The sequence below is a fragment of the Aliivibrio thorii genome, from assembly GCF_057368585.1.
Genome location: NZ_CM170654.1, coordinates 1521488 through 1541846, shown reverse-complemented (window position 1 = coordinate 1541846; position 20359 = coordinate 1521488). Strand labels below are relative to the sequence as shown.

20 protein-coding genes are annotated in these 20359 nt (G+C 37.2%); 13 read left to right on the top strand and 7 right to left on the bottom strand.

Features of this window, described 5'->3' with window-relative positions; all coding sequences use genetic code 11:
- The first annotated feature begins 98 nt into the window (after positions 1–98).
- The 4 genes from AC2IP4_RS07015 (at position 99) to AC2IP4_RS07000 (ending at position 2421) form a co-directional block, all read left to right on the top strand.
- Positions 99–254, top strand: a complete 156-nt coding sequence (locus tag AC2IP4_RS07015; protein ID WP_375322397.1) for a hypothetical protein — start codon at positions 99–101, stop codon at positions 252–254.
- Entirely contained in the window at positions 251–580 is a 330-nt protein-coding gene (locus AC2IP4_RS07010) for a hypothetical protein (RefSeq protein ID WP_375322398.1), read from the top strand. The genes AC2IP4_RS07015 and AC2IP4_RS07010 overlap by 4 nt, the downstream gene beginning before the upstream one ends.
- 105 nt (positions 581–685) lie before the next feature.
- Complete coding sequence (locus AC2IP4_RS07005; RefSeq protein WP_181044629.1) at positions 686–835, top strand: hypothetical protein; 150 nt, start codon at positions 686–688, stop codon at positions 833–835.
- 149 nt (positions 836–984) lie between these two features.
- A complete protein-coding gene (locus AC2IP4_RS07000) occupies positions 985–2421 on the top strand; it encodes an amidohydrolase (protein ID WP_486310110.1) in 1437 nt (478 codons plus the stop codon).
- A 49-nt stretch (positions 2422–2470) separates the two neighbouring features.
- Here AC2IP4_RS07000 and AC2IP4_RS06995 read toward each other — a convergent pair whose 3' ends face one another.
- On the bottom strand, positions 2471–2926 hold the full coding sequence (locus AC2IP4_RS06995; protein WP_375322400.1) for a DUF417 family protein: 456 nt from the start codon (positions 2924–2926) through the stop codon (positions 2471–2473).
- A gap of 133 nt (positions 2927–3059) precedes the next feature.
- Between AC2IP4_RS06995 and AC2IP4_RS06990 the strand changes: the two genes are divergently transcribed.
- The 4 genes from AC2IP4_RS06990 (at position 3060) to AC2IP4_RS06975 (ending at position 5485) form a co-directional block, all read left to right on the top strand.
- Positions 3060–3620: a TetR family transcriptional regulator gene (locus AC2IP4_RS06990; RefSeq protein WP_375322401.1), complete on the top strand. Its 561-nt coding sequence runs from the start codon at positions 3060–3062 to the stop codon at positions 3618–3620.
- A gap of 20 nt (positions 3621–3640) precedes the next feature.
- Positions 3641–4021, top strand: coding sequence for a VOC family protein (locus AC2IP4_RS06985; RefSeq protein WP_375322402.1), 381 nt, complete (start codon positions 3641–3643; stop codon positions 4019–4021).
- A 203-nt stretch (positions 4022–4224) separates the two neighbouring features.
- Entirely contained in the window at positions 4225–4809 is a 585-nt protein-coding gene (locus AC2IP4_RS06980) for a glutaredoxin (RefSeq protein ID WP_486310109.1), read from the top strand.
- Positions 4802–5485: a TVP38/TMEM64 family protein gene (locus AC2IP4_RS06975; protein ID WP_105054689.1), complete on the top strand. Its 684-nt coding sequence runs from the start codon at positions 4802–4804 to the stop codon at positions 5483–5485. The genes AC2IP4_RS06980 and AC2IP4_RS06975 overlap by 8 nt, the downstream gene beginning before the upstream one ends.
- Before the next feature lie 73 nt (positions 5486–5558).
- Here the strand turns inward: AC2IP4_RS06975 and AC2IP4_RS06970 are convergent, their stop codons facing one another.
- The gene (locus tag AC2IP4_RS06970; protein ID WP_486310108.1) at positions 5559–6320 is read right to left on the bottom strand and encodes a transporter substrate-binding domain-containing protein; all 762 of its coding nucleotides are present in this window, start codon (positions 6318–6320) and stop codon (positions 5559–5561) included.
- 287 nt (positions 6321–6607) lie between these two features.
- On the opposite strand from AC2IP4_RS06970, the gene AC2IP4_RS06965 reads away from it, so the two are divergent.
- Positions 6608–7501, top strand: a complete 894-nt coding sequence (locus tag AC2IP4_RS06965) for a sulfite exporter TauE/SafE family protein (protein ID WP_486310730.1) — start codon at positions 6608–6610, stop codon at positions 7499–7501.
- Positions 7502–7597: 96 nt separating this feature from the next.
- Entirely contained in the window at positions 7598–8164 is a 567-nt protein-coding gene (gene efpL, locus AC2IP4_RS06960; protein WP_105054692.1) for an elongation factor P-like protein EfpL, read from the top strand.
- Positions 8165–8451: 287 nt separating this feature from the next.
- On the opposite strand, the gene AC2IP4_RS06955 is transcribed toward efpL, so the two are convergent.
- From AC2IP4_RS06955 to AC2IP4_RS06935, 5 genes are all read right to left on the bottom strand, one after another.
- Positions 8452–9630, bottom strand: coding sequence for a threonine/serine exporter family protein (locus AC2IP4_RS06955; protein ID WP_486307270.1), 1179 nt, complete (start codon positions 9628–9630; stop codon positions 8452–8454).
- Between the two features lie 64 nt (positions 9631–9694).
- Positions 9695–11116, bottom strand: coding sequence for a 16S rRNA (cytosine(1407)-C(5))-methyltransferase RsmF (gene rsmF / locus AC2IP4_RS06950; RefSeq protein ID WP_486310729.1), 1422 nt, complete (start codon positions 11114–11116; stop codon positions 9695–9697).
- 162 nt (positions 11117–11278) lie between these two features.
- Positions 11279–13915: an MlaD family protein gene (locus AC2IP4_RS06945; protein ID WP_486310728.1), complete on the bottom strand. Its 2637-nt coding sequence runs from the start codon at positions 13913–13915 to the stop codon at positions 11279–11281.
- Complete coding sequence (locus AC2IP4_RS06940) at positions 13893–15119, bottom strand: PqiA/YebS family transporter subunit (protein WP_486310727.1); 1227 nt, start codon at positions 15117–15119, stop codon at positions 13893–13895. Before AC2IP4_RS06940 ends, AC2IP4_RS06945 begins: the two co-directional genes overlap by 23 nt.
- A gap of 17 nt (positions 15120–15136) precedes the next feature.
- Positions 15137–16930 (bottom strand): ABC transporter ATP-binding protein, encoded by a 1794-nt coding sequence (locus AC2IP4_RS06935; RefSeq protein ID WP_486310726.1) that lies wholly within the window; start codon positions 16928–16930, stop codon positions 15137–15139.
- Positions 16931–17015: 85 nt separating this feature from the next.
- On the opposite strand from AC2IP4_RS06935, the gene AC2IP4_RS06930 reads away from it, so the two are divergent.
- The 3 genes from AC2IP4_RS06930 (at position 17016) to prc (ending at position 20242) form a co-directional block, all read left to right on the top strand.
- Positions 17016–17468: a GAF domain-containing protein gene (locus AC2IP4_RS06930; RefSeq protein ID WP_486310725.1), complete on the top strand. Its 453-nt coding sequence runs from the start codon at positions 17016–17018 to the stop codon at positions 17466–17468.
- 105 nt (positions 17469–17573) lie between these two features.
- The gene (gene proQ, locus AC2IP4_RS06925) at positions 17574–18203 is read left to right on the top strand and encodes an RNA chaperone ProQ (RefSeq protein WP_105054698.1); all 630 of its coding nucleotides are present in this window, start codon (positions 17574–17576) and stop codon (positions 18201–18203) included.
- A 17-nt stretch (positions 18204–18220) separates the two neighbouring features.
- Entirely contained in the window at positions 18221–20242 is a 2022-nt protein-coding gene (gene prc / locus AC2IP4_RS06920) for a carboxy terminal-processing peptidase (RefSeq protein WP_375322411.1), read from the top strand.
- Positions 20243–20359: the final 117 nt, after the last annotated feature.

Genomic DNA, 20359 nt, shown 5'->3' with positions numbered 1-20359 from the left:
TTCTTATCAATAGTCTTAAATATTTAATACACCATTTATTTATCTCAATGTATTATTTAGATTAAGCACAAGGGTGTGCAATAGTATTAAGGTTGGATATGTTTAAAAATAAATTGGCAGTGTTATTTACGTGTTTGTCTGTGTTTTCTTTTTCGGCTCAATCAGCGAGTTTTGATACCGTTACTTTAGGGAGTAAAGGAGGGATCCAAGACGGTAATTTAACGGCTTTTTTAATTAAAAAAGTTCGGCAATGAAAACGGCGTGGTCTGCTTTAGCTCCTTTTGTAAAACAAGGGAAATTAAAGGGAATTATTATTGAAGTTTCTTTTACCAATGAAACGCCAGATAAATCCTTGTTTGGACATTTAACGCCAAACTGGTTATTGAAAGAGTTAACAGTACTTGAGAATATGAATGGTAAAGGTTCTTTAAAAGACTTAAATGTAGCCATAAGCCACATCAAATACAGCTTAAAAAATAGCGAAGATCCTAAAGTGATTATTAAAAAGCAGTTAGTAGAAGCAAATAATCTAGGTGTAAATTTTATTTTCCCTGAGCAAGGTGATTCTTTACAGTTTTAAGATAAATGTCATTATTTTTATCTATTAATTGAGAATGATTTGACGGTGCGATGATATTTAGAGTTTAAAACAGTGTTATACTCTCGTTATCAAATGGAGATGTATATGACTGATAAAATTAAACCAGTACGTGAAGTTAAATCAAGGAAGAAAGCAAAGCAAACAAACTCTGATGGGAACATTAAAGTTGATGCTCGCTCTAAAATTGAAGAGATTTTAGCGCAACGCGAGTTTGATAAAATGTACGAACTATAACGCTTAATAAGCGTTAAATAAAAATAGAAAAGAACGTATTGCTATAAACGCTTTACGTTCTTTTTTCTTATAAAAAGACAGTAAGTTTATTTTTCCCTTTACGCTTACTTTGACTCATTATTTAGGGAATATTTAGTTAAGGTTTAGGAATGAAGCTTAAAAGTTTGGTATTTAGTATTAGCGCTGTTTTGCTTTCTGGTTGTGGCGTTGCGACAGAGAAGCAAAAATATAACGCCGATGTGATCATCAATAATGGACAAATATTGACAGTGAACTCTGCAATGAAAGTCATTGATGATGGTGTTGTTGTCATTAAAAATGATGAGATTTTAGCTGTTGGAACGGTTGAGTTATTAAATCAGTACCAAGCGCCAAAAATGATTGATGCAGAAGACGGGATCGTGATGCCAGGGATGATTAATGCTCATAATCATCTTCCAATGATTGCGTTTCGTGGTTTAGGTGAAGAGGGGATTTCAAACCGTTTATTTGCTTATTTTTTCCCTTTAGAATCTGAAATGCTAAGTCGTGAGCTTATTTATAATGCGACTAAATTAGGAACTATCGATTTAGCTCAAAGCGGTGTGACGACATATTCCGATATGTACTATCACATGGATGAAATGGCGAAGGCGACCAAAGAGGTGGGCTTAAGAGCCGTACTTGGTGAAACAGTTATTAAATTTCCAGTGGTGGATGCAAAGCAACCCTATGGTGGTATTGAATACGCCAAAGGCTTTATTGAAGCATACAAAAATGATCCACTAATTACTCCAGCTTATGCTCCCCATGCTGTTTATACGGTGAGTAAAGAGAAACTTCAAGAAATTAACAAGTTATCCGCAGATTATGATGTTCCAGTATTAATACATGTCGCTGAATTTCCAAATGAAGAAACGCGTATTAAAGATCCAACAAAAGCAGCATCACCGGTTGAATATTTAGATGAGATTGGTGTACTTGATGAACGTGTTGTGATTGCGCATGGCATTCATTTATCAGAACACGATCAGGTTTTGCTTAAAGAGGCCGATGCTGGGATTTCATATAATCCAATGGCGAATGCAAAAGGGGCTACAGGTGTTGCTCCTGCGTGGGATATGTATCGAGCCGATATGCGAATTGGTTTAGGTACAGACGGCCCAATGAGCTCAAATCAAGTCGATTTATGGCGAACTCTGAGTTATGCGGCAAACATGCAACGCTTAAAACATTCAGATAGAACGATCATGATACCGGAACAAGTGATTGAAATGGCCACCATAGGTGGAGCAAAAGCACTGCATATGGAAGAGAAAATCGGCTCTTTAGAAGTAGGAAAAAAGGCAGATATCATTATTGTAGAGACTCAATCTGCCAATATGATGCCAAACTATGACCCATATTCCACATTAGTGTATCAAGCGAACCCGAGTAATGTAGATACAACAATTGTGAATGGTAAAGTCATTATGGAAGGCAGAAAAATGTTGACTGTAGAGTTAGATGATATTCGAGAGAGTGTTGATCAGTTTGAAAATGATATTGCTACATTTGCTAAAGAGTTATCCAAAAAGGCGACTAAATCAAAAAGCTTGATGGATTAGCTTAAAAAGGCACAGCCTGCTTAGGCATATAAGCAGGCTGTTTGTTTATCTATCTTATGTATTTTTTATTATGCTCAATTACGAGTAGTGATACAGAGATAAACACAATGTCTTTAAGTAAAAAGAAGTTGGTTGTTAATACGCCATCAACTATCTTCCATGTATTAGGCGTCGTTGCTAAAAAGCTGAGCGTGGCAATGAAAGTCAATAAGGCAAAGATCCCTGAATAGAAACCAACTTTAGGTCTAACGAACCCAGCAATAAGTCCTATTGCAATGACTATCTCAGTAAAACCAATGATGTTCGATACCATTTGTACTGACATAAAATGGTATATCCAGCTCATTAAAGGGTGATTAGCAACCAAAGGTTCGATAGCCGCTGCTTCTGTAGGGGTAAATTTAAAAATACCTATCCACAGCAAAGTAAGAACAACCCCAAAAACGCCAATTTTATAACCTAGAGATGTTTCATTATGTATTCCTGATGTTGTCGTATTGTTCATTTGGTGTCCTTGAATAAACCAAATTAAACTAAACTGTTTAGTTTAATTTATCGATAATCTACACTAAGTCAACTGGTTTTTGAACTAAACGGTTTATTTTGCTATTATGGAACCAATAAAGGAGAGAGATGTCATGAAAGAAGAAAAGAGACTGAATGCATTACAAAAAACGATAGAATTATGTGCTCTGTATGGTTTTCATGGCACGAGCATGGATAAGATTACTGCGGCTACTGGGTTGTCAAAAGCGACTATCTATAAATATTTTCAATCTAAAGAAAATTTGATTGTTAATGCGTTAGAGCTCTTTAGTGAGCAATCTCTATCGGGTGTAAAGGTTCTTTTTGAGAATACAGATCTGACTCTAGAAGAAAAAGTAGCTCTACGTTTTGAAGGACTTGCTACTTGTATTGATATTGATTCATTTAATGGCTGTTATTTTCAATTGGCGTTTAGTGAATACAGTAATGAAGATCTTGCTATTACTCAGGTTAGTTCACAATATAAGCAACGAACTCAAGAGTTACTCATTGCGCTATTAAATCGACATGGAATTGATCATGCTGAACTGAAAGCCAAAAAGGCAGGATTGGTTTATAACGGTTTGTTAGCAACATTGCAATTAACGAAAGATATATCACTTATTGAATTAGCTCATCAATTGTTTTTAGATATTATTTTTAAATCTGAATAGTATGTAGGCAGAGGTTAGTTATGGAAATTAGTCATTTAGATCATCTAGTGCTTACGGTAAAAAGTATTGATGACACTATCGCTTTTTACACTCGCGCACTTGGAATGACGAAAGTAACCTTTGGTGAGGGGCGAGTGGCTTTGTTATTTGGTGATCAAAAAATTAATCTACATGAACAAGGCAATGAGTTTGAACCAAAAGCTCTAAATGTAAAAAACGGAAGTGCTGATCTTTGTTTTATTATGAAAACGCATATTTCAGAAGTAATAAAACACCTAGAAGAACAAGGAATCACGATTATTGATGGGCCGGTCTTACGAACAGGGGCTTTAGGGCATATAATCTCTATCTATCTCAGAGATCCTGATGGCAATCTGATAGAGCTCTCTAATTATCTTTAGTTTTATATCTAAGTAGACAAATCATCACCCATAGATGGTTATCTTATCGTTTATCACCTATATCTTATTTATTATGCAAAAATAACGGCTATTATTAAGTTAATTAATTATGTCTTTTGTTTTTTAATTGTTGACATAAACTTGATATAGGCTAAATTAAACTAAACAGTTCAGTTTAATTTGTATCGGTAAGGGATAAAATCATGAAGCCAATTAAAATCACGTTATATCGTTGGGCAGGCAGTTGGGGACCTTTTAAAGTTAATATTCCTTGCGGTGAATGCACGTTAACGAAAGATATCCTACAAGATACATTTAATACTGAGCTTGCTGGGATCCCAATTGAATTAGAAGTGAAAGATTGGCTATCCCATTGGTGGGAACCATTAAAACTTAAAGCATGGCATGCACCAATTATTATTGTTGAAGATAAAGTGATCAGTGAAGGCGAAGCATTAAATCGTGGCGTTTTAGTTCAGGCAGTTATTGCACAAGTCGCTAAGCAAGATGACATTAAAGGAAATGTTGTTTTTGGTAAGGCTACTTGTCCGTTTTGCATTAAAGCTAAAGCTGCTTTAGATGAGGCAGGAGTAGAGTATGTTTATCATGATGTTGTGAAAGACAGTGCGGCTCTATATCGAATGATCCCTGAAGTTAAAGCGATTATTGGTGAGAAAACACCTGTAACGGTTCCTCAGATTTGGTTAGATGGTAAATATGTTGGTGGCTTTGATGAGCTGACAAAAATCATGAATACTGATGTGAAAGCAGGAGGAGATCATGAATAAGAAACTAATATTACTCATTGTACTTCTTGTTTCATTTGCCGTTGTTTATTTAAATTTTGGTCATTTATTAACGCTAGAACAAATTAAAGGGTTTCATCAATCGCTTCAAAGTGACATACAGGAAAATCTTTTCTTTTATAGTGCGGCTTACTTTTTTTCTTATGTTGTTGTTACTGCATTGTCTATTCCTGGAGCTGCTGTTGTTACGTTACTTGGCGCGGCTTTGTTTGGTTTTTGGTGGAGTTTGCTACTGGTTTCTTTTGCGAGCAGTATCGGTGCGACTATTGCTTTTTTAAGCAGCCGTTATTTGTTAAGAGAGTGGGTAGATAGCAAATTTAAAGATAAACTTGTACCTATAAACCAAGGTGTTGAGAAAGATGGTGCCTTTTACTTACTCACATTACGATTAATTCCTATTTTCCCATTTTTTGTTATTAACTTGCTCATGGGATTAACGAAGATTAGTGCAGGGCGTTTCTATCTCTTTAGTCAATTAGGTATGCTGCCAGGAACGATGGTATACCTTAATGCTGGTACACAATTATCAGAGATTACGTCGTTATCTGGATTGATTTCTCCTCAAATATTAGGTTCATTAGCCTTGCTTGGCGTATTCCCAATTGCGATTAAATTTGTGATTAATTTGATTCAAAAACGACGAGCTCAAGCGGAATAACCATAAATAAAAAAGAACGTATTGATAGTTATCTTTACGTTCTTTTTATGTTTGTACTTTTAAAGTAAAGAAGCTATCGAAGTGAATTTTTTTTCATTAACTCTTCATCAATTCCTTTCAATTTTATCTCATCCATAATGAAATTCATTGTATTTAGCAGTTCTTGTTCACCTTTAGGTACAAGATACCCAAATTGACTTTTTGTAAATGGATTATCACATCGAGCGGCTTCTAAGCGCTGATCTGTTGCTTGGTAATAGAGAGCTTCTGGCGTTTCAGTAACCATGACATCAACTTTTCCTGTTGCGACGGCTTGGGGAACATCTAAGTTGTTTTCATAACGTGTAAAATTAGCTTTCTTTAAATTATCATTAGCAAAAATTTCATTTGTTCCACCGATATTAATACCGACACGAATTTTTTCTAAATTAACTTTATCTAGCGTATTAAATTGCTCAGCTGTACCTTTAGCGACAAGAAAGCACTTACCGAAAGTCATATAACCTTGTGTTTGCTCTGCGTTTAATTGACGCTGCATTTTTCGGGTGATCCCGCCCATTGCTATGTCATATTTGTCTGCGTTTAAATCAGGAATTAGGTTTTTCCATGATGTTTTAACCAGTTCTAGTTTTACTCCAAGTTGATTTGCTACGTGTTTCGCAACATCAATATCGTAGCCTGCGTAGTTTTTGCCATCAAAAGAAGAGAAGGGCTTGTAATCACCAGTGGTACCAACACGAAGGACGCCAGATTGTTGAATATCATTTAGGCGATCGGCTTGGGCTGAACAGGAAGCTGCAAGTAAAAGCGAAAGGAATAATAGTTTTGTTTTCATAAGATATTTTTATTTATAAGTTTAACCAACAAACCTATCACTTTTTTTTAAACTAACACATCAAACCATTCGATAAATAACGATAAAAAAACATCGAAAAGCCTATTTTCGTTGATTGTCCTGCTAAATACATCATTATTATTGATGCTTTTATCTTTAAGTGTTAACGGTATGGATTAATTGTTAGTTGTTATTTCTAGTAGCCCTTTCCCCGTAAGGGCTCTTGCTGGTTTTTCAAATAAAACTGGACTATGATTTGCGCCTTTATTATTACAGTGTGATGTATCATGTCCGTTCTTCTACTCTTACAGATTAGCCTAATTATTGGTGGCGCAATTTTTCTCTATATGCTTATTAAATTATGGATGAGAAACAAGGGAATAGAGAAGAACACAAATGTGATCGCAATTGGTCTTATTGGTGGGTTTGCGAATTTCTGTGACACATTAGGTGTAGGAAGTTTTGCCATAAAAACAGCGGGCTATAAGCAATTTAAGCTTCTTGATGATAAAGACCTACCTGGAACAATGAATGCTCAAGCAACCATGGCGACGGTATTTCAAGCTCTAATATTCTTGACGGCAGTTAATGTTGATTTAACAACATTACTTAGTTTAATTGTTGCCGCGTGTGCGGGTGCAACGATAGGGGCTCGATTGGTTTCTAATTTTGATCGCCAACTGATTCGATTGATTATGACTGGTGCTTTATTTGTGGTGACACTGTTAATGTTTGCTGGACAATTTCATTTGTTCCCACTTGGTGGAGACGCACTTGGTTTATCTGGTGAGAAGTTAATGATCGGTATTATAGGTAACTTTATTTTTGGTGCGTTGATGACGGTTGGGATTGGCTTATATGCACCATGCATGACAATGATTTACTTATTAGGAATGAATCCATTAGCGGCATTTCCTATCATGATGTGTTCATGTGCTTTTTTATGCTTCTTCTCATCAGGTAACTTTATTCAAAAAGAGGCTTTGAACTCAAGAGCTGCGCTAGTTGTAGCGGTGACTGGTTCTATCGGTGTATTTATTGCTGCATTTATCGTGAAATCGTTAGATGTAGAAATGTTGGCTTGGTTAGTGTCTTTTGTTGTTCTTTATACTGCGGTAACTATGTTGCGATCTTGGCAACAAGGTCGAAAAGAAGCAATGATTGAATCAAATGCTCAATAAATAGTCGATAAATGGCGAGTTTCAAGCACATATTTATTGGAGATATAAAAAGTTCATGGTATTTTTCACCTACCAATTATTTATGGATTTTTTATCATGCCAAAGGCAAGTGACATTAAGAAAGGTTCAGCAATTGAACACAACGGTAAAGTATTTTTCGTTAAAGAAATCAGTAAGCTAACACCAAGTGGTCGTGCTGGCGCAACGTTATTCCGTATGCGTATGTATGATGTAGCAACTGGTTCAAAAGCAGATGAGAGCTTTAAAGCGGACGATATCATCAGCCTAGCTGATTTTAGCCGTCGTAGTGCGACTTTCTCTTATGTTGATGGTGATGAGTATGTATTCATGGATGCAGAAGATTACACGCCATACAACTTTAACAAAGAAGCTATCGAAGAAGAGTTACTTTTCATCTCTGAAGAGACGCAAGGTCTTCAAATTTTAATCGTTGATGGTGCGCCAGTTGCGATTGAATTACCTTCAGCAGTTGATCTAGTTATCGTTGATACAGCGCCTTCAATTAAAGGTGCTTCTGCAAGTGCTCGAACTAAACCAGCGACAATGACAACTGGTTTAACGGTACAAGTTCCTGAGTACATTGCTAACGGTGAGAAAGTTAAGATCAATACGACTGAGCATAAGTTCATGAGCCGTGCTTAATCATTTTAGATAATGTTATATCAATTCCATTAATTATCTGATCATTATTACTGGTTAAATAACTCAATAGTTGCGTTAAAAATTATTATTGTAGAATAACTACTTATAAGAGTTTTTCCTTACTCTTAAGTGATTTTCCTGCGTAGTAAATAGATCACTTAATTAGTTATATTGGAATTATTTAAATAAAAATGACATTATTTTAAAGAATTGAAAAGACCAACTATCTGATAGTTGGCCTTTTTTATTATCTTTTTTTGGATAAATATTGGTATTAATATACTTGGTTATAAATCACGTTCAATTTTTGGAGAATAAATTGAATAAGCTGTAATTTGTCCCGCAACAATAGCTGAGAACATAAATAGGGCAGATAATCCGATACTCGGTATTGGTAAGATAGACTGCTCAAAGACGCTTTGACTTGCGCTCACTAAGATACGGCTTCCTGGTACAAGAATGATGATCCCTTGAACAATAAAGATAATGCCAGTTAAGTTCAAACGTCTTGCAATCCAAGTTCCGTAAAGAGTGATTAATACCGTTGTAACCCAAGTCCCAACAACCCATCCACCATCGAATCCAAGATAGAAAGGTCCCCACATGCCTAATGCGGCAACGGGTAAACTGTATAATGTATCTTTTGGTCTTGCTTTAAACATAACTCCAATCGAAAACGAAATAATAGGTAAACCAATTATCTGTAACCAAAGAGGGAATTCATTTTGATAGGTAATGGAGTCGGATACGCCGAAAATTGCTTCTCCAATATGAAGCCCAATGATGATACCAATAAGCAGCTTTATTAAGGTAAGGAAGCATTGACCAAGTAAGCTGGTTCCTGAAACTAAATCATTAAAAGCTAAACATTCTAACGCATTAGAAATTGACAACCCGGGGACAAAAAGCACTACGGCTGCAATGCATAACCCTAAAATTGGGATGGGGAGACCAAGACTAGCAATAAAAGTGACGGTAAAGGCTATTATCAAAGCACTAAAAAATTCGACAGCAATACTGCGACGCTTAGTGCAAATAACTTGGCAGCACCAGACTAGAAAACCAAGAATAAAGCTAACCCAAAGAGCTTCATATGTGGAGCCTACAAGCATTAAAAAAGCGGGTGGGATACAAGTGTTGGCTAAAAGTACTATCCAAGTAGGGTAAGAGACCCCTTCTGCAGGAGCTAAAGGCACAGGTGTAAGAGGTTGCTGAAGTTGGATAATAGTATTAGCGAGTAAACCGAGATCAATACTTGCTGGTTTGTGTCGCTTCATAATGACTGCATTATTATCGTCTGGAAACTGATAATTTATGGAGGTTGGAGTGGCTTGTATCATGCAATTTACGCCGTATTTATCGGCATAAAAAGTGGTGTAACGTTCTACTTTATAAGGGGCACACCCGCAACGGTGCAGAGTGTCCCCAATGTCAACAATCCGGTTGATTCGATATTGTGAAGGCATGTCCGTATTCCTACTATTTAATTACTAAATGAGGGTCTCTATATCGAGAGAGCACTTTATATTATTAAAATAAGTTTCCGTCACGAACCAATTCACGAGGAAGCCCATTTTTAACTCGATTTCCAACCCATTTACCTAGTCCAATAACAGCACCACAATAAGTTATTATCGTTTCGCCTTTTCCTACATCTTCAGGACGGACGTCACGGCCCATATACCATTCACGAGCTTCTTCAATGGTTAACTCTGTTGCTGTTGAGTTATTAGCTTCTGCTAATGCCATGATTGCTTCATGTTGCCAGCGATAGCCTTTTTTATGAGTTTCTGCCAATTTAAATCCAATACGGTGGTAACGCATTTCACCAATTAATGGTTTCATTCGTTTAGGGAAAGCCCAGACTTCTTTATCTCGGATCCATAGTTCATTTGCCTCTGGGATCGATAGATTTAAACTCGTTTTTAATTCCGCTTCAATGTCTTTTTTTTCTTTATTTGATGCTGTAACAAAAGGAAATTTACCTAAACGTTTTTTCACTTCAGGTGGAGTTGTCGCTGAATTTTTACGAATTTTTGCAACGAAGAATCCTTCGCTATCAAAGATCTGTGGGTAAATGTGTAAGAAGCCTTCTTGTGTTAATGCTTTTTCTGCATTCTCAAAAAGATCACCTAATGGCTCAAACGTGACCGCGTCACCAAATTGTTCTACTAAGTAATGGCAAATATTCTGGTTTTCTTGGTGGTTCAACGTACAAGTTGAATAGACCATCACACCACCAGGCTTGAGGGCATGAAAAGCACTTTCAATTAAATCACGTTGAGTATCGCCAATTTCAATAACAGATTCTGGGCTCCAGTTGTGCATGGCATCTGGATCTTTACGTATTGTGCCTTCACCAGAGCAAGGCGCATCTAATAAAATAGAATCAAAAGTTTCTGGTAACCAACCACCAAAAACACGGCCGTCAAAATGGGTAAGGGCGACGTTACTCACACCACAGCGTTGTACATTAGAACACAATACTTTTACACGGCTTGATGAAAACTCATTAGCAACTAGAGCACCTTGGTTTTTCATTCCTGCGGCAAGCTGTGTTGTTTTAGACCCCGGCGCAGAAGCCATGTCTAACGCCATTTCAATCTCATCATTATCTTTCAATAATGCGGTCACTGGCATCATAGAGCTTGCTTCTTGGATATAGAAAAGCCCTGACATGTGCTCAGCGGTACTGCCTAGTTTAACGGTATCTGTTTCTGGTCTTGTTATCCAAAAACCAGTATCACACCAAGGAACCGGCTCTAGTTTCCATTGTTTTTCATCGGCGCGCTGTTTAAATTCTTCTACACTATTTTTTAATGTGTTTACACGAATGCTACGGCGTAAAGGACGTTTACAAGCTGCAACAAACTCTTCCATTGAAAGGTGGGAAGGCATGGTTTCTTGTACTTGTGCTAAGAAGGCTTCAGGTAGATAAATATTATCGTGCACGGATGAATCTCATAGGATGATGTTATGGCAGGGAGTGTAAACGCAATTAACACTATTGTCTAAATGGAATCTACAGTTATAAGAGAATTTAAGGGCTTAAATAAAAAAAGGCAGCCAATGTGAAGTTTGGCTGCCTAAATTTACGATTTTATAGGTCTATTCTTAATTGTTTGGATTGGGTATTGCAGCATTCCATAGAGGCCAATCTTCTTCTGCTGATTTATGCAATAGATAAGATTTATTTGCTTTTGCCTTAGGTTGTAATGCTTCATCATCTGGCGTAGAGAATGCAATACCACCACGTAAGATGCTGTCTACTGTACCGGCTTGTACTTTTGCTCCACTTAAACCAATAGACATATTTACGCCTGAAACATTCCAGAAAACGGTGTTTTCACGAATAAGGTAGCCGAAATCGGGATCAATACCTATGGTGAAAATAACGCGATCAGATAAATCGCCTAATTTCACATCGGTTACTTCACCCACTTCCATTTCTCTAAATAAAATAGGGGTTCCAACTTTTACTGAGCCGCGAGTAATTGATTCTAATGTATAGGTAACTAACTTATTACTTTTAGGTTGGTCTGTTAAATTAAATTGGGTTCTCGTTTTGCCACTTCCCGGAGTGACTTGGATATAACTGCCAAGTAGGGTGTCTAGATTTTCAGCACCGGCTAAACTAATGTTTGGTTTAACGATCCAAAAATGGCTGCCTGAAACTGCAATTTGATCTACATATTCAGGATAGACACGAGCTTGTACGTATACATTACCTTGTTTAAAGTTTGGTGTGACTTTGCTTATTTCACCAACAGAAACACCTTTGTATTTAATTAAGGTTCCTTTTGAAATGGAGTTACTGTCTTTTGCTGTAAAGGCAATGATTTTGCCAAACTCTTGTGCTTCAGATAAGTTTGAGTATAACTTCCATTTTTTACCTAATTTGTTTTCGACGCCTTGTATGTTATCAAAACCAATACCACCTCGGATCATAGACATGAGGGGGGCAGCTTGAATATTCACACCACTTAAACTTGCTTCAACATTCACACCAGAGTAGTTCCAAAATACAGTATCGTCTTGGATCAAGTGTGCGTATTGTTTTTCAATGTTTACTTTAATGTTGACACCATCATTACCTAAGCTGAAATCGGTAATTTTTCCGACCACAAGGTTACGATATAAAATAGGGCTGTTTTTAGTAATAGGCGGTAGCTCAGGACTAAATAGAGTTAGCTCAGTGCTTTTCTCTGTCTTGAACTGCGCTAGCTCTGCAAGAGAGTTATTTTTAAATAACGTATAACTTTTTTGTTTGTAGCCTTTGCCTTCACTAGTAAAGCTGATTGAGCCTGAAATTAATGCTTGCGTGGGTGGAATATCAATATTCACACCAGAGTCGGTTAGTTCTGCAGAAACACTGCCAGAGACAAAGAATTTGTTGTTAGATTTAATTAGATGTTTGTATTTTTCAAAAATCATCACATCGAATTTAACTCGGTCATTAACTAATGCTACGTGAGTTACTGAACCAACTTTAATGCCTTTGTATAAGATTGTGGTATCTGGAGTTAATCCAAAAGAGCGATCTGCATACAGTGAAAAAGTAAGGGCTTTTGCATCTTGTTTGATTAGTTCTGGTTTTCTAATTGCAGCAAATGTTCGTGATTTATCGCCGTTACCTGGGATTAAAGTAAGGAAATTACCACGAACAAGGTTACCAATGTTTTCAACGCCAGATAGGCCTACTTTTGCTTCTTCTAATACAAAGCGAGAGCCATCATTTAAATATTCACTAAACGCAGGTTCCACTGTTGCTGAAGCGATGATGTCTTTTTTATCATCAGACAGTTTTAAACTATTAATCTGACCAATCTCAAGACCACGGTACATAATAGCTGAGCCATTAGGGCTTACTTGGTTGTTATCAGGTAACGTGATTTTAATCGGTATACCGCGACCCGCAGTTTTAATGTTCGAATAAAGACGGAACTCTTTGCCATTTTCAATTTCAGCACCATCGTCAGGTGAGTCGACTGCTATAGCTCCACCAATTAATGCTGATAAGCTTTCAAGTTGAACATCAACACCATTAAAACCTAAACTAGCGCCTATACCACTTGCATTCCAAAAGCGACTTTTAGAGGTGATTAAGTGAGTATATTCTTCTTTAATCAGCGCTTTGATTCGAACGTTATCGGTTTTTTGGTCTAATTTGAAATTATACACTTCACCAATTGGGATTTTTTTGTAATAGATTTTTGAACCAACAGAAATTGACCCTAAATCTTTAGAACGAAGCGTAACACTTAGTCCTGTTGTATCGGGTTGAATTGCTGGGGAGTTTGCTAAGGCGGTAAATGTTGTTTTTGCCTCACCTGAACCAGGTAAAATAGCGATGTAATTACCAGAAACCAGCGCATCTAACCCTGAAATACCCGTTAAAGAGGCTTGAGGCTTAACAAGCCAAAATTGAGTGCTGTCTTTAAGGAGGTTTGATGCTTCTGGGTAAATATCTGCATCCACATAAATATTAGAGAGGTCTTCAGATAAGGTAATATTTTTTACCATACCGACTTCAAGCCCTTGATAACGAATGGTCGTGCGGCCTGCTATTAAACCTTGCGCATCATCAAAATAGATTTGAACACGTTGGCCTGCTTCCATAAAAGCAGAATAAACTAACCAGCCGCCAAGACATAGGGCAAGAAGGGGTAGCATCCAAAGTGGAGATATCCCTCGTTCGTTTTTGATGTTTACTTGTTCAATAGATGAATCAAGATTTTTTGCTTCGCTCATAATTATCCCAAATTAAACGAGAATCAAAACTTTCAGCGGCTAGCATGGTGAATACCACAACTAAGCCAAAGGCAACGGCACCAAGGCCGGGAGTGAAATCTAGAATTTGTCCACGATCGATTAATGTCATCATAATCGAGATTACAAACAAATCCATTACAGACCATTTACCTATCCATTTTACGGCCACATATATTGACATTCTTTGGCGATGAAAAACGGTTCGTTTAAATTGAACGCATAATAATAAATAGCCTAAGCCAAGAATTTTAGCGACAGGTACGATGATACTTGCAACAAAGATAATAATGGCGATGCCATACATATCGGTTTTTATTAATCCTGCAACACCTGAAAATATTGTATCTTCTAATCGCTTACCGTTAGTTAATAGTATAGAGATGGAAAGAATATTTGCAGGAATGATAAATATTGCAGCAGTTAGTAAATAGGTCCATGTTTTCTGTATAGACTTTGGTTTTCTTGAATGTATAGGGCGTTTACAGCGAATGCAGTGACTGCCTTTTTGTTGTGTGAAGTGGCAATGCCCACAATGAACAGACTCTTCTGGTTCACTAATTGGAGCTTCGATATGCTGTTGATGTTTTCTTTGCCATACTCGCCAATAACGTCTTGCACTTACGTGTGTTAATAGCAACGACGTCACAAATTGCAGTAGAATTAATCCATATAAACCTGAACCAATAAAAATATCAGCATGATCTTGTATTTTAAAACACGCAATCGCTAAGCTTACGAGAAAGACATCCAACATCATCCAATCCTTTAAATGCTGAATGGTTGAAATACTGGACCTAAAGAGAGTAAACCACTTTCGCCTAAGTGCTAAATGAGCGGTAACGACGGAACCACAAACAAGGAAAGGAACAATAGAACTACAAAATAAGATTAATAATCCAAGCATAGGAAATCCTTCACCCATTAGAGTGATGGTTCCAGAAGGTAGTGTGGCAGGGATCATGACACCAAATAATTGAATGGTGACCATCGGGAAAAAATGCGAAGGTATAAATAGCAACAAAGCGGCAATGGCGATAGCTAAATCACTGTTTAATGAGATTCGATTACCACGATACAGTTGTGTATTGCAGCGAGGGCATTGGGCATTCTGCTTTCTTTCTACCTTCGCTACTTTTACGACAAGATCACAGCCGTGGCAGCGACGAAATTTAGCGTCTTCCACGGTTTATATCCAATCTATTAACTTTGAATTGATCCATATAGAGTTTGATACAGTCCTTGCTGTGTAACCAGTTCGTGATGTGTGCCTGATTGAGACACTTTACCATCATCTAATACATAAATGGTATCGGCTTGTTTTACCGCACTTAAACGGTGTGCAACAATCAGTGTTGTGCGTCCAACTAAGAATTCACTTAATGCCTTGTGTAGTGCTGCTTCTGTTGCCGTATCTAACGCTGATGTGGCTTCATCTAAAATGACAAATTTAGGGTCGGTTAATACCATTCTTGCAATTGCTAACCGTTGACGCTGTCCTCCTGAGAGTTTTACGCCTTGGCGACCAATTTGTGTGTTCAACCCATCTGTTAGTTGAATGACCACATCTTGCAATTGTGCGACATCGAGTGCATTCCACAATAAATCATCAGAATAATCTGATCCTAAAGTTAGATTATGCCTTAGTGTATCGTTAAATAGTATAGGTTGCTGTAATACAACCGAGATTTGGTTTCTAATATTTTCAAAACCGATGTCTTTTGTATTATGTCCGTTGAAAAGGATATGACCATTAGTAGGTTGATATAACCCTAATAATAGTTGAATAAGCGTTGATTTCCCACCACCACTGGCCCCAACCAAGGCAACTTTTTCACCTGCTCGTATTGTTAAAGAAAGGTCACTTAGTACTTGGTTCTCTTCATTATAGCTAAAATTTAAATTGTTAATGATTATTTCAGTAGCTGCTTTTGTATGAAATGGATTGATTTTTGAACTGACTTTTGGCTCTTCATCAATATGTAGGAGTGTGTTAATTCGTTTTAATGCGGCTGAAGCCCCATACCAAGAAAACTGAATATTAAGTAGTTCTTGAATAGGAGATAGCATCACCCATAAGTAACTAAATATCGCAAACATTTGCCCAATACTTAAATCACTGATTAACACCATAACCATGGCTGCTGCACGAAAAAGCTCAAAACCTAGTAAAAAAAGTAAGAAGGAAAGTCGTCCCGCAGCTTCCGATTGCCAAGCAAATTGGTCGGCACTGTGTCTTATTTCATCCGCTTGAGTTTTTAGCTGATTTAAGAAGATACGCTCACGATTTGATGCTCGTAATTGGTAGATACCATCTAAGGTTTCAATTAAACGGGTTTGGAAGCGTTCATACGATTGATTTTCTTTTCGTTTAAGATCTTTTACGCGATTTCCTAGCTTACGAGATAAATAGATAACAATAGGGTTAACCAGAAGGATAAATAAGCCAAGCTGCCAGTTTATCCATAACAGAACTCCAGCAGTTCCAATAACGGTTAAAAAGGACACAATAAAGCGACTAAGTGTCGGGCCGAGGAACTTATCAATAGTATCTATGTCTGTAATTATATGAGAGTTAATACCACCACTGCCACAAGACTCGTATTCCTTCATACTTATACGGCTTAATTTATCTAATAACTGAAGGCGGATTTGATAGGTAATGGTTTTAGATACTAGGGTGAACTGTCTTCCTTGATAAATGTTTAGTATTTGGCTAACGACACGCATAAGAATGACTAAAACAAGCACCAAAAAGATATAGCCAAAAGGTCCCTGCCAAAATGTAGGGAGCATTGTATTTAATAATTCAATACCGGTTGATGGTTTGTTTAATAAGATCTCATCAACCATTAATGGCATTAATAATGGAATAGGCACACTAATCAAGGTCGCTATGATTGCGATGAGATTTGCAAAAACCAATCGTTTTTTATAGGTTTTTGCTTGCCTTAATAACCAATTCCAGTTAATTGTAGATGAATTGACATTGCTCATAATGAGAGTGATTCCTATTACTGTTTTTATCGAGGCATTGTACTCAGTATATAACGAGTCGCAAGTGAATAAAGGAAAATTACAAATGGAATTAAAACATTACAAACGTTTGACTCAGCAAGCGATAGGGCTGATAGAAGGCGAAACAGACTTTATTGCAAACCTTGCGAATATCAGTGCATTGCTGAATATGGAATTGGATAACATTAATTGGGTTGGTTTTTACTTATTTAAAGAAGACGAATTAGTGTTAGGGCCATTTCAAGGTAAACCTGCTTGTATTCGAATCACGATAGGTAAAGGCGTTTGTGGAACTGTTTTTGCGACAGAGACCGTTCAACGTATAGATGACGTGCACCAATTTGAAGGACATATTGCTTGTGATGTTGAAAGTAACTCTGAAATTGTGATCCCATTTTATAAAAATGGAAAACTAGCAGGAGTGCTGGATATTGATAGCCCAAAAATTGCACGATTTAGTGAAATTGACGAAAAAGGACTGATTGATTTCATGAAAGAAGCAGAAAAGAGACTTTAATTTTCCTTCAGTAGTGGTTTTTCACGCTTAAGTATCTATAATAGCGGAATATCTTTACTAGAAATACACCTAAATACGGGATAAACCGTACTATCAGGAAACTACATGGAAAACTCTGAAAAATTAGCGAACAGCAAAGAAGTAATTGCATACATTGCTGAACGCTTCCCGAAATGCTTTATCTTAGAAGGCGAAGCTAAACCTCTTAAAATTGGTATCTTCCAAGACTTATCAGAGCGTTTAAGCGATGATCCTAAAGTAAGTAAAACTCAGCTACGTGCTGGTTTACGTCAATACACATCTTCTTGGCGTTACCTACACGGTGTTAAGCCGGGCGCATCTCGTGTTGATTTAGATGGTAACCCTTGTGGTGAACTAGAAGAAGAGCACATTGAACACGCTAAAGCTACTCTTGAAGAGAGTAAAGCAAAAGTAGCTGCTCGCCGTAAAGAGCAAGCTAAAAAAGTAAGAGAAGAAGCAAAAGCTAAGAAAACAGCTCGTGCTGCTACTCCACCTAAGCGTCGTCCTCAACCTGCTGCTACTAAAAAAGTAGAACAGCCAGTTGAAACTCGTGCTTTAAACGCAGATGAAATTACTGTTGGTAACAACGTAAGCGTGAACATGGGTAAAGGTAATATGCCTGCGACAATCGTTGAAATTAACAAGGATGATGTACGAATTCGCTTATCGAACGGCCTGCAAATGGTTGTTAAAGCGGAGAATCTTCGTTCATAAAGGAGCACTCCCGACGCATGAATTGTCGATTTAGAGTCTCGCTGATTGCTGCTGGCGTTATGCTAGCAGCATCTGCACACTCACTTGAAGCTAAGGTTCTCGAAGCCAAGTATTCAGAAACGGACTTACCTGTATTAACCGCAGAAACGCAGCATTCAACTGCGAGTAAGCGTGTTACTTCTCGTTTTACACGTTCTCATTACAAGCATTTCTCATTGGATGACGACTTTTCAGTTGCCATTTATGAGCGATATTTAGACATGCTTGATTACAATCGTAATATATTTACTCAAGCCGATCTTACTTCATTCGCCCCATTATCAACTAAGTTAGATGATCAATTAAAAGTAGGTGATTCTCAAGCTGCTTTTGATATCTATAACTTATCACTCAAACGTCGCTTTGAACGTTATGTTTATGCGCTATCTCTTTTAGATAAAGAGTTCGATTATGCGGTTGATGAATCTCTTGAACTTGATCGCTCTGAAGCGGCTTGGCCAAAAGATGAAGCTGAATTAAATGAACTGTGGCGTAAACGTGTTAAATATGACGCTCTTAATCTGTCTATGACAGGTAAAGATTGGCCTGAAATCCAAGAGATGTTAGGTAAACGTTATAATAATGCGCTTAAGCGTTTGACTCAAAGTCATAATGAAGATGCGTTCCAACTTTACATTAATGCGTTTGCGCGTGAAGTTGATCCTCATACCAGTTATCTATCTCCTCGTAATGCAGAGCAATTCCAATCAGAAATGAATCTTTCATTAGAAGGGATCGGTGCAGTATTACAAGCAACGGATGATTATACGGTTATTCGTTCTTTAGTTGCGGGCGGGCCTGCATTAACGAGTAAACAACTTTCTGAAGGCGACCGAATTATTGGTGTCGGACAAGAAGGTGAAAAAATCGTTGATGTTATTGGGTGGCGTTTAGATGATGTTGTTCAACTTATCAAAGGACCAAAAGGGACAAAAGTGAAGCTTGATATCTTGCCAGAAGGCAATGATTCAAAAAGTCACACTGTCACAATTGTTCGAGATAAAATCCGTTTAGAAGATAGAGCAGTTAAATCTGAAGTCATTGAGCAAAATGGCAAGAAAGTAGGTGTGTTAGAAGTACCTAGTTTTTATGTTGGATTAGCCGAAGATACGAAAAAACAGATTGCTGAACTGAAAGAACAAGATATTACCGGCATTATTGTTGATTTACGTAACAATGGTGGTGGTGCGTTAACAGAAGCAACCGCATTATCTGGATTATTTATTACTTCAGGTCCTGTAGTTCAAGTTCGTGATAGTTATGGACGAGTAAATGTTAATGCTGATACCGATGGTGAGATTTCATATACTGGTCCAATGACAGTATTAGTCAATCGCTACAGTGCATCTGCCTCTGAGATTTTTGCTGCAGCAATGCAAGATTATGGCCGTGCCGTGATCTTAGGTGAAAATTCATTTGGTAAAGGTACTGTCCAACAACACCGTTCATTAAATCATATTTATGATCTTTTTGATAAGCCTCTTGGTCATGTTCAATACACGATTCAGAAATTCTACCGAATTAATGGTGGTAGTACTCAAAATCTTGGCGTTGTTCCTGATATTGCGTTCCCAACTGCGATTGAGCCAAAAGAAACTGGTGAAAGTGTTGAAGATAATGCGCTTCCTTGGGATAGCATTAAAGCGGCACCCTATACTCAAACTAACCAGATTGTAAATACAATTGAACCGTTAGCGAAAAAACATGTTGAACGAATTAAAACCGATGAAGAGTTCGGATTTATTCAAGAAGACATTGCTCGTTATAAAGCCGATAAAGACATCACTTCGATTTCATTGAATAAAAAGGTTCGTGAGAAAGAAAGTGATGAAGCTGATGTTCGTCGTCTTACACGGGTGAATGAGAGACAAAAACTTCTTAAAAAAGAAGGATTTAAAACTCTTGATGATATCCCGAAAGATTATGAAGTTCCTGATGCTTATTTAGATGAAGCCGTTTCAATTACAATTGATTTAGCGTTAATGAATCAGAAAAAATAATCTTAGATATAAGTTAAAAACAGAAGTTATAGTGACTTCTGTTTTTTTTGTCTAAAAAACAGCAAATTACTGAGATTTCATCTAGTCTTAAGGTATGAGAGTAAATACATATTCTCT